The sequence below is a fragment of the Mesorhizobium sp. M4A.F.Ca.ET.020.02.1.1 genome (assembly GCF_004022645.1).
In the GTDB taxonomy this organism is placed as follows: domain Bacteria; phylum Pseudomonadota; class Alphaproteobacteria; order Rhizobiales; family Rhizobiaceae; genus Mesorhizobium.
In genome coordinates this window covers 1-10,620 of the sequence record NZ_RZOI01000134.1, presented here as the reverse complement: position 1 = coordinate 10,620, position 10,620 = coordinate 1, and the positions used below count along the sequence as shown (strand labels likewise).

Annotated in this window: 10 protein-coding genes and 1 pseudogene; 2 read left to right on the top strand and 9 right to left on the bottom strand. The window is 61.1% G+C overall.

Annotation, left to right across the window (positions count from 1 at the left end):
• On the bottom strand, positions 1 to 1,599 hold a 1,599-nt coding region (locus EN742_RS11680; RefSeq protein WP_189375288.1), incomplete at its 3' end, for a DEAD/DEAH box helicase.
• On the bottom strand, positions 1,599 to 4,862 hold the full coding sequence (locus tag EN742_RS11675; protein WP_210211044.1) for an STY4851/ECs_5259 family protein: 3,264 nt from the start codon (positions 4,860 to 4,862) through the stop codon (positions 1,599 to 1,601). The genes EN742_RS11680 and EN742_RS11675, both read right to left, overlap by 1 nt.
• Before the next feature lie 556 nt (positions 4,863 to 5,418).
• Here EN742_RS11675 and EN742_RS11670 point away from each other — a divergent pair.
• A pseudogene (locus EN742_RS11670) lies at positions 5,419 to 5,976 on the top strand (aminopeptidase); the annotation flags it as partial.
• Between the two features lie 10 nt (positions 5,977 to 5,986).
• Here EN742_RS11670 and EN742_RS11665 read toward each other — a convergent pair.
• From EN742_RS11665 to EN742_RS11650, 4 genes are all read right to left on the bottom strand, one after another.
• Entirely contained in the window at positions 5,987 to 6,202 is a 216-nt protein-coding gene (locus EN742_RS11665) for a hypothetical protein (protein WP_091595108.1), read from the bottom strand.
• A 335-nt stretch (positions 6,203 to 6,537) separates the two neighbouring features.
• On the bottom strand, positions 6,538 to 7,176 hold the full coding sequence (locus EN742_RS11660; RefSeq protein ID WP_126034257.1) for a hypothetical protein: 639 nt from the start codon (positions 7,174 to 7,176) through the stop codon (positions 6,538 to 6,540).
• Positions 7,177 to 7,456: 280 nt separating this feature from the next.
• Positions 7,457 to 8,647, bottom strand: a complete 1,191-nt coding sequence (locus tag EN742_RS11655; RefSeq protein WP_091595317.1) for an integrase arm-type DNA-binding domain-containing protein — start codon at positions 8,645 to 8,647, stop codon at positions 7,457 to 7,459.
• Between the two features lie 335 nt (positions 8,648 to 8,982).
• Positions 8,983 to 9,267 (bottom strand): hypothetical protein, encoded by a 285-nt coding sequence (locus EN742_RS11650; protein ID WP_128332832.1) that lies wholly within the window; start codon positions 9,265 to 9,267, stop codon positions 8,983 to 8,985.
• Between the two features lie 56 nt (positions 9,268 to 9,323).
• Here EN742_RS11650 and EN742_RS11645 point away from each other — a divergent pair, with 56 nt between their 5' ends.
• Entirely contained in the window at positions 9,324 to 9,632 is a 309-nt protein-coding gene (locus tag EN742_RS11645) for a hypothetical protein (RefSeq protein WP_128332833.1), read from the top strand.
• Between the two features lie 190 nt (positions 9,633 to 9,822).
• Here the strand turns inward: EN742_RS11645 and EN742_RS11640 are convergent, their stop codons facing one another.
• From EN742_RS11640 to EN742_RS38670, 3 genes are all read right to left on the bottom strand, one after another.
• On the bottom strand, positions 9,823 to 10,188 hold the full coding sequence (locus tag EN742_RS11640; RefSeq protein ID WP_128332831.1) for a hypothetical protein: 366 nt from the start codon (positions 10,186 to 10,188) through the stop codon (positions 9,823 to 9,825).
• Between the two features lie 37 nt (positions 10,189 to 10,225).
• Positions 10,226 to 10,405: a hypothetical protein gene (locus EN742_RS38675; RefSeq protein ID WP_210214450.1), complete on the bottom strand. Its 180-nt coding sequence runs from the start codon at positions 10,403 to 10,405 to the stop codon at positions 10,226 to 10,228.
• A gap of 1 nt (position 10,406) precedes the next feature.
• The coding region (locus EN742_RS38670; protein ID WP_210214449.1) for a hypothetical protein at positions 10,407 to 10,620 on the bottom strand (214 nt) is incomplete at its 5' end.

Genomic DNA, 10,620 nt, shown 5'->3' with positions numbered 1-10,620 from the left:
GTTCACGACCGGGGATGTGGTCAGCGGCGCATCGTCTTGTGTGTCGTCTTCGGCGCCGAAGGTTTCGTCGCGATCGAGCGTTTGCTCGAACTCACCGTCCCCTGTGCCGCCTGTCCAGGCCACAAGATGCGATCCGTCGGCAGTTTCTTCAGCCTTGAGCGCACCATCGCCGCATTGAATGCAATAGGCCCATTCGAGCACGAGCGATCCGCAGTGTGAGCAATGCTCTCGCGATTCGAGGAAGACGGCGCCGAAGTGCCAGTCGGCTGCTTCAGATGCGGCGGGCCGCCCGGGACAGGTCGGGTTCACGCAGGCCCAGAGACCGGAAAGCGTCCGGTGGAAGAGGTGTAGGCGGACCGGCAGGATTGAGTCTCCGCCAGCGCTGGCCAGCGCCGGATCGGAATGTGGGTCCTTCGCCCTTGACGCTTCGACAAGCAGGCGCCTCGGGTCTACGTCCGCGCCGCCGATCTGGCGCGCCTGCGCGCTCCAGCCGCTCCAGCCTACGATGGCGCCGGCTCTGAACTGCTCCCTCAGGACCCTTAGCGGTGCAGACTTAGCGAAGATCTCACCGGCCTGGAGCGGTTCCATGCCCGCTATCTCGTCAAGTTCGATGAGATTGCTATTGAGGGCAGGAGAGGCCGGTAGCGACGCCCTAACACCTCTTACCACGTGAATATTTTGCTCTGGTGCGCCTGACAGATCTCGAAGGAAGGATCGTAGCTCGGCGGCGTCCGGGCCGCCGATCGTCGCTGAGGTCGCGACGTATCGGAGCTCTTCGGGTTTGCGACCGAAAGCAAGCGCGACGCGGCGTAGTAGGAGAGCAATTTCGGCCGCCTGGGCGCCGACATATGAGTGCGCTTCGTCCAGTACCACGAAGTCAAGCGTACCTTGTGACGCCCGCAGGATCGGTGCGTCCTTCTGCCGGATCAGCATGTACTCCAGCATGGTAACGTTGGTGACAAGAACCGGCGGAGGCGAGCGCCTGAGTGTCGTCCTATCAGCGACCTTCCAGGGTTCCCCACGCGCGGCGGTGCTCCGCACACTCTCCGGCGTGTCGCCATTGTAGAGGCAGTAGCGCAGCGCTCCGCCGAAGGGGGCGAACCACTTTGACAGCCGCTCCTCCTGGCTGGCGATAAGTGCGTTGAGCGGATAGAGCATCAGCGCGCGCACTCCTTCGAGCGGTTTTGCACCGCTATCGGAGGATCGAACCAGCCCATCCAAAATCGGTGTCAAAAAGCATTCTGTCTTCCCTGAGCCTGTGCCGCTCGACACGATCACCGAAGCGGCGCGTTCGCCGCAAAGCTGCTTCCAAGCGTCCACCTGGTGGGTGTAGGGCGGGTATGCGACTTCACGCAGAACTTCGAGCGTTCTTGGGTGCAAAAGGCCAGCCGGCAATCCGCCCCAACCGCCCTCTAACGGCAACCAGGGATAAGCGCCTTCGACAAACGGTTCGGAGAGGGCCGAGTTAGGCTGACCAGCGCGCGCACCCAAGCCCTCACGCAGATGCCGATTGAGATCGACTGAACGGAGTCGAGCCATACCGACAATCGCATCTGCAGCATCGCGTGGCAGCCGCGCCAGAAGCCTCTCGATTTCCATCACAGGTCCATTCGTTGGGTGGTGCCGGGGTCTATAGTCTCGCGTCCAAGGGCGACGGCGAGAGCGCTCTCGAAGAGCTGACGGTCGTGGAGCCAAGCGGCCCGACATCGTCCGACAACCTGCGGGTTTTGATGGAGTTTGCCGGCCGCCATTCGCGCCGCCACTAGGGGAGCAGCGATCAAATCCGCGAAGGCTGGGTCGTACCGCTCCCAAAGCTCGCGTCGCTCTGGCAGGAGCCCCGCGAGATGCAATCCGGTCGGTGGCTCGCGATGCTCACTCTGACGAGTCACGAACGCTTCGGCGAGTTCCCGAAGCGTTTCCTTCGGACGCCGGCATAGCCTTCCGATGAGGCCGGGTTCCAAATCTGCTCGTGGCGCGACCAATAGGAAGGTGATCCACGCATGAGTCGCTAGCCCGGGCTCCAGATCAGCGATTTGGCCGAGGGCGGCCGCCACATTGCGCCCTGCGTCGGCAGTCGGTAGTTCCAACCGTTCCAGGCGGCGCTCCAACTCGTCAATTCTCGTTCGAAACGCAGACACCCAGTGCTCGACTTCCGTTGCGCACCAGAGGAAGGGTAACTCACTTTGTAGCCGGATCACGGCGTCGCGCTCCTCAAGAGTGTCGCAGGTCGACAGGATCCACGGAGCCGCCTGGGGGGCACGGCAAAGTGACCGCAGGGCATCGATCGCCGGCACGGGCACGTTGCGATCCCGCGCGGCCACGCTCAGATCGACCAAGAGGCGGAGATCAGCGCGGTTCAAGGCTTCCGGGTGCTTTAACACTGTAGCAAATGCATCGTCCCGGGCGTCACGTCGTGCGATCCTGAAGGCCAGACGAAGCGCACTTCCACGATCGTCGTCGCCCGGTGGTTGGGCGACCACCTTCGGTCTGAGCGAGGTCCCGTCATTGGTTCGCCCGAAGATCAGCCAGGGGCCCGGACCGAGCTCTTGCAGGAGTCGCGTCTGCAATTCCTGCAAGGAAAGGCGTGGAAGGTTGTTGGAGAGTTTCGCGGTAGGCTGCGTCAGCGCTAGCGCATCCAGATTCCAACCAAGGATACTCGAAAGGCCCGAGAACGGCGAAATGCCTTTCTCGGCCACCAGCGGCTGGTCTTCGTCGTACCAGGCGATCTCGGCGAAGTGGTCACCTCGACCGGCCCAGCTCAGGCGCACCTCCGCATCGAGGTCCGGAAAGCTACCAAGGAGATCCCGCAATTCGTCTTGAAAGGCCGATAGCGGGACGAGACCGTCGATACGACGCGTGGCCTGCACGGGCTGTCCTGCGCCCTGCCGAACCACCAGCCATAGGTCGCGACCGCCAGGCGCCAACAGGCGGAACCCATGCAGTCGATCGATCGAAATCTGGGCCCGGCTTACGGCGGGCCGCATGTCCGGGGTCAACAGGAGCGGCTCGGCAATCGGATCAGCGAGCGTTAGGTCGAGTTGGGTGTCCCATCGCAGCGCCACGTGTAGCATCGCGCCTGGGGTGTGGAGTCGAAGATCGACGCGCGCGTCATCACCATTCCTGGAGATCGGAAGGATCTGACCGCCCTTCGCCGCAACGCTGGCCCCGAGCAGATTCTCGATTTTCAACGAGTGGGTTCGCGGTTCTCCCGATAGCACCAATTCACGCGGCGCAACGTCGGCGCAGGTCCAAGCGACCAGTTCACCGCCCCGCCTCATTGCGATCTCGACCCTGCCCAGGGGCGCGTGTTTGTTCGAAGAACGCCACGAGCCTCTCCCCAACGACCGCCAAATTAGGTCTTCCGACGAAACCAGCGTGTGATGCTGACCATCCGAAAGCCAAGCCTTTGGCGTCCCTAGGAACACCGTCTCGCGCACCCGCCGTAGAGTCTCTCCTGTGAGGATCAGTCGCTTCGTATCCTCGCGCTCGGCCGCGCTACGCCACGTGAGACGCCCATCACCAAGGTCGAGCGAAGCTTGCCCGACGAAGGCCAGAAGACAGCGTCCATCGAGGATGCAGTCTCCCAAGTCAGAAGGAGGGTGTTCGAACTTCAGTGCTGAACGAGCCTCCTGCGTTACAGCCATAGCCAGCCATGGCCGAGTGCTTCGAAAGGGCGAACTGCCAATGAATCTTAGTTCAAGCGCGTTCTCAAAATCGACGCCAGGATCTGGCTGGAAGAGGAGGACAGGCGCGTCTACCGGCTCGCCGGCAAACGCGGTGAACTCTTCGACTAAGGTCTCCCCTGCAACTGCCGCCAACCTAATTGCCTGGTTCAGGCGAGCGGGAACTTCGAACGCCTTGACCAGCGGACGGGACTCCCACGCTGTCGCCTCGTCTGATTCCACCTGTTCCAGCACGGCGATGGGCCGGTTCAAACCCGGCAGATCACCCCGCGGAAAGATGCGCAGCCGAGTGGCACCTTCCATCGCTGCCTGCAATTGGGGAGATGTTCGGACCACGTCGAGTTCACCTGACAAGGTGAGTTCGGCCCGCGGCGCCCACCCTTCGGCGGTGCGCCGCAGCAATCGGCTTGCCGCCAGGGCTCCCCCTTCGACGCGCCGGGTCCGGACCAAGTCTTCCACCAGAGATCGAAAATCGCCTTCCTCCAAGTCAAAAGGCAGATCGTTGCGCCAAGCAGGCACCACAGAATCCAGGTGGAGCACGGGATCTCGGTCATTTCGTTCGTGGAGGGGCGGCAATTGTTGACGGAAACGAACGGTTACCGTGGACAGCGCCACGGCTGGCTCCACCAGCGCCTGAACAAGCGTTTCGCCCGCCCGCCATGCCTCACTTGCGACGGCCTCGGCAGGTGTGAAGCCCATTTCGATCGCCAAGATGCTGCGCTTCAGCCATAACCCCAAGGTTCCCTCTTTGATGGCAGCAGCTGGAAAACCCGCCTCGCGCACTACGCCGAAGAGGAGCGGCACGTCGGTCGGCTGAGGGCGTCGCCACCGTTTCAAGCCAGCTTCGGCGGCTTCCCGCACCACCGCGTAGCGCACGTCGGCGGCCGAATCATTCGCGTGATATCGAATTCCAAGGACAGCTAAGGGTCTGATCCAGTCCCAAGCCCCCCCGGCGCGTTCCCGGCGATACCACTCGGCTGTGAAAGCAACGAACAAAGCCTGACCATGGGAGTCGTTCAGCGCGGTCGGTCCATGGCGTTTTAGGACCTCCCGAACGCCCTCGAACTCTTGTCGGCTGAATCGGTAGCGATAAAGTGGGCGCCCATCAGGGAGCGATAATCCGCGCGATCGGAATAAGGCCTCGTAAGCGCCGCGTAGACCTAGACGCGGCTCGTCCATATTTCCCCCCAGGCTCCCAATTCAGATTGTGACACACTGTGCATTAGTTGTGAAGTTTTCCTCTGCGAGCAGGCCGCCTAGAGGGCGAGAGCGGACTTTTCGACAATAGGAACGATTTCGAAGACAATTTCGACGGCCTCGGCAGGCCGCTTGCACGGTCGTCGTTCAGCTTCCCCGAACTATCTTCGCGGAACGATTCCCAATGGCAGCTATTAGCGCGACTACGACCTGGAGCATGGTCATCGGCAACGACTACTTCCTGGGAGGAGACAATTTGCGTCTATGGCCGACGTGGGCGCATTGCGGACCAACAGCGTTGGGCCGGATGCGACCGGAAGCTTCAGGAGAAAAAGACCTCCTAGGCGGATAGTTCCACGTCGCCGTGTCCGGCTTATAGCGGACATTCGGCAATTTGGCAGCGAATGACCACATTGTGACAATCTTGCCGAAGACGAACGTCTAACCTAAACCCCCATCCAGGACATCAACCAAATTGGAGCCACTGTTTGGGACCGGGCGTAGTTGCGACGTTTGCCCTATCCGGACGTGTGAGCAAATGCCGTGGGCAACCGTGATGCGTGCATTTTTTCGTTCGGTTGCTGCGATGATCGTGATGTCCAGCCTGGCAGGTTGCACCAGCATTTCTTACTACGCACAATCCTTGAAGGGTCACGTGGAGATCATGGCGGCGCGCCAGGATGTCGAAGAGCTGATCGACGATCCTTCGATCCCTGGGACATTACGCGCTCGAATGGAATCGGCGAGCGCCATCCGACAGTTTGCGATAGATGAACTAGCGCTTCCAGACAACAATAGCTACCGCAGCCATGTCAACGTTGGTCGGGACGCCGTGACATGGGCCGTCTTCGCAGCGTCGGAATTCTCGCTGACGCCACGAACATGGTGCTTTCCGGTGTTCGGATGCGTTCCGTACCGAGGATACTTCTCCAAAAGGTCTGCGATTGAAACCGCTGTCGCACTTCAGAGGCAGGGCCTGGACGTCTATCTGACGGGCATCACTGCATTTTGCACGCTTGGCTGGTCAAGTGACCCGCTGCTAAGCACCATGCTCAGCCAAGATGAAACGTATCTTGCAGGGCTCGTGTTCCATGAATTGGCCCACCTCACGTCACGCCGCGCTGCCGAAAATAAGCCTGCATCACCTTGCGGCTCGAACGGTTGTTCTGCGCCAGCCTGGTCGGATCGAGCACCGCCTGTTCTATCCCCTCTCGCGTCAGCGCCGCTTTGAGCGCCGCGATATTTGCATCGATGTCGGCATTGTTCGCCCGGAGCGATGCATAGATGCTGTCGGTCGCCTCGGCCACGGTCGGCTCGCTCACGGGTGTACTCCTTCGGCTGTTCGGGCGGCGGCTTAACACAGATCAGCGGCTTCGCCATACCGATAAGACGGCTGATGGGCGGCAACAGTATCCCCTGGGACTTAAAAGGGATACCGATGACGCGCGCCAACGGCTCGCTGCTTTCGGGAAATGGTGTCGCCCGTGGTGAACGGCCGATATGGCGGCCCGTTACTGTCGCCTACCTGGGCCGGAACCAGACTCGCGGACTGTTTACGCCCATTGACTCCCGGAGGTCAGGCGCGCGACCCGGATCAGGATTCGGGCCAGTGCGGTCGTAGTGGGCAGGAGCAGCGAAAGAATCTTTTTTCGCTGAATCAGCGCAGAAGTCCGTCACTCTCGAATTCGTCCCAGCCCTTCAGTTTCTGACGTGACACCTCGTCCCGAGTGCTGTCAGGCGCAGACGCGGCCCTGCGGCCGCTCTTTTGCGCACGCTTCAGGGCGGCCTTTCCGGCGGCCCGCCGCCTATTCTCTGCAGCAGCTATCGCGTCGTCCTCGCGCCAGACCGTAACCAAGTCGCGATCGAGCACGTCCTCGATGTGACGTGGGTCAAACACGTGAAAAGTTACCTTCCTTGCGCGACCACGAAGTTTCACCGTACGTGTGCCTGTGCTTTGCAAGCGGCCGTCCTTGAGCCACCGGTGCCGCTCTGCCGAAGAGATCGTCAGGATGTCTTCGACTTCACGGGGAATTACGGGCAGGCCTTCGATGCCTTCCAGCGTTTTGGACACAATCGCCGACGCAGTCCGGAAATCGCCATAGGCGCCTTCCGGCATGCGCAAGGTGAGCACCCCGACCTCGATACCGAGCAGCTTTTTCGCCGCCAAAGGCAGGTGGGCTCGCACTTCGCGAACGATCCCTCTGGCTCGGACCGATGACCCAAGCGTGGCCGCAGACGGGAGCGTCCACCCTTCGATCAAATTCGCAGCTGCATCCATTTTCTGGCGTGTGGACATGGGCCTTAGATAGGTCTCCCATCATGTCGGCTTCAACAAGTGTGGAATCAGCTAGCGCGGCGCTCCGGCACTGGCCTTGAACCATGCCTTGTTCCAGCCCTCGCTAGATCGCAGCGCTCTCGGCCTTCGTCGGATCACCCATTCCGCCTTCAGGCCGCCAGGTTCCCCAGGGATGTCCGCTTCGGGAGAGCGGCAACGCAGGCCTCAACGGCCGCTATGCAGCGTAAACCGGACGTTCGCGATACGTGCCGGACAGCTGGCTGCCCGCATCTGATTGAGTTTACCCGCGCGTTCCGGCGTTCTCAATTTTTTCCAGATAATCTGCCCACCACTGCATCATCTTGACGCGCTCTTCCCAGTGCTCCGCCCGGGCATAGGCGCGCCGAACGTCGTTATTTTCAATATGAGCCAGCTGTCGCTCTACGGCGTCTGGATGCCACTTGCCGCATTCGTTCAACAGAGTTGATGCCGTTGCTCGGAAGCCATGGGCCGTTGCTTCATTCTTGCTGTAACCCATGCGACGCAGGGCGGCGTTGAGTGTATTGTCGGAAATCGGACGAGAAGGCGATCGCACGCTTGGAAACAGCAGCGTCCCAGCGCCGGAGATTTTTTTAAGCTCGGCCAGGATATCCAAAGCCTGCGTTGAAAGAGGAACGCGGTGCGGTCGTCGCATTTTCATTCGCGCTTCCGGGATAGTCCATACCGAACTTTCGAAGTCGAACTCCCCCCATTCGGCAGCGCGAAGCTCACCGGGGCGGGGAAACAGCAGCGCCATCAACCTCAGAGCCGCTCGGGTTGCGGGCTGTCCGTCGAATGTCTCGATCGCACGCAGCAAGCCGCCGAATGCCTTCGGATCGGTAATGGCGGCACGCGGCGTGACCGTTGGCCTGATGAGAGCGCCCCTCAGCGCGGACGTGGGGTCAGTGTCGGCGCGTGCAGTGGCGATGGCGTATCGAAAGACGCTGCCAATGGTCGAGCGCAGCCGCCTGGCCGACTCGTATCGACCGCGCACCTCCACGCTACGAAGGGCAGCAAGGATAGTGGCCGCATCAATGTCCCGAATGCACTTGTGCCCACAGGTGAGATAGGCGAAGTCGAGTAGCCATTTGACCTTGGTGATAGTCCGGTCGGCACGTCCCTCTTTCTTCAGCTTGTCCACATATTCCTCGGCGATTGATCGAAAGCTGTCCTTTGCCGAACCGACCTTTCGCAACTTGCGTTCCTGCGCGGGATCGATGCCAGTGAGGAGGAGACGTTTGGCGTCATCGCGCGCCTTGCGTGCTTCGGCGAGCGAAATAAGGGGATAGCTGCCCAACGCCAGAAGCTTCTGCTTGCCGTCAAATCGATAGGCGAGGCGCCATAGGCGGGATCCGGTGGGCTGCACCCAGAGCTGGAGCCCGCCACCATCAGACAATTTCAATAGCTTGGAAGCAGGACGGGCATTTCGGCATTTCACGTCGGAAAGGGCCATTTGTGGGACACCTCCCTTTGGCTGTTTCGATACCATCAGGATGTCCAGTACCAACGGAAATACCAGCCCTCCGCCTCGTTAGACCAAATACGCCGAAATTCCATGAAACGCGCTCAATCGCGCCATCCTTCCCAAAAAGATGAACGATTTCAGTTGTTTGTGCAAACAGAAGCGTAGAAGATTCGGCGAAAGGGAGTGTCGGGAGAGGAGGGGATGGTGCCCAGAGGCGGAATGCATGAAGTGAGCGAAATCAATCGCTTGCGCGATCTCTGGACAGTTCTGCTTTCCACGTAATCATTATGTTTTTCGGAAAAGTGTCCAGCCGTGGAAGATCGCTATTCGGATGTCTTCCTGTAGGGGCTGGCGATCGGGGACCGCGGCACCTTGTCGTAATCGGGAACATAGGTAAGCCCAAACCGCTTGCTGTCGTTGTTCCCACACTTTCGGCATCTGAGCTTGGCTCGCAAATCCCACTCCATTGCCGGGGCATCAGGGCCCAGCTTCTCCTTCAGCTTTTGGAGATCGAGCACCTGGTTGTGATGGCAGCGGTGGTTGTGGCAGAACGCGGTGACGACCATCTTGCCATCGATCAGCCCCTGAATGGTCCAGCCCTTCGCCATCCCGCCGATATAGGCTGAGACCTTGACGGGCGCCAGCGTTGCGCCAGACTCCATACATGGGCAAGGGCATCAAGGTCGGCGATGTGGTCGCGGTGACCGCGACGGTGCGCCGGCGTGTCACGGAGGATCAGGTCAGCGTATCGATCCCGTCGTACGGCTTCCCGCATTCGATAGTCGACCGCGCCACCAAGGTGAAGCGCGGCCAGCAGATCGAATTGACCGGCGAGGTCACCAGGGTCGACGAGGACACCGTCACCATCGGCGGCCGTGACCTTGGCGTCACCGTCGGCATCGGTACGGTCCGGCTGGTGACCAGCTACGTGGCACCGACGCGCAGGAAGCCGCTGGTCGACAAGCCGACCTGAAACGCAAAAAAGCCCCGCCAGCGCGAGGCCGGCGGGGCAGTGGATGCGGATGGGAGGCAAACCGCGACGGGCCCGGCTCGCCTCTTTAGGCAACGGAGCGATCGTGCGAGATCGGCGCTAACCTACAGCTTAATCAGAACGGTCGAATTTTACCGGTCGAGATCGCGGCTGTGGATAACCGGGTAGAAGCTCAGTCTTGAGGTTCGCGCTTGCGGGCCATCTTGTCGCCCTCGATGACGCGGTCCATACGCTCATGCAGTGTCGACACGCTGCCCTTGAGGTCTCGGACCCCGGTCATCACCTCGTCGCGGAACTCCCGCAGACCGGCCTTGGTGATATAGGTCTCGGCGACGTGCAGCTTGTAGCTGGCCAGTTGATCTGCGTGGAAAGCCACCAGTGTCGCCACCGCCTCCGCCTTGAGAAGCGCGGCCTTGGCTTCTTCCTTGACCTCGTTTCGGGCGGCCTTGATCGCCGCCTCGATGCGCCACCATATGCCGCCAGCCGCCATGAGGACCGTGATGATGAATGCGACGTTCGAATTGAAATCTGATGTCATGCCCGCCCCGATGCACTGCTGACTGCTGTTTCATGGTTCATTTCACCAAAGCCCTGATCGTGGTGCCCTTGGCGTGATTGAGGCGCCCGCAAGCGCCGAGATTGGCGCGGTCTTGCGCCCACAGCCGGCTGGTCTCATCGCCCGGGATGAAGCGGTGTGGGACATCAACGACGGTGCCGCATTCCGCCATGACGCTCGGATCGACGTGCGGCTTCATCTCATCGCCCGATGGCGTCCACACCGACTGACAGCCGGGTGGGGATGCCATACCGAGGCTTGCAAGTGCGAGAAGCGTCACCAGCCGTTTGCGGCCCATCGTCCTCTTCCTTCTGTTGCCGGATGCGGGTTTCGAGATCGGAGATGCGGAGGGTGTCGACGCGCCTGCCCAGCAGGCTGTCGGCGAGCCCCTGCGCGGCAGCGTCGGTGTCGGCC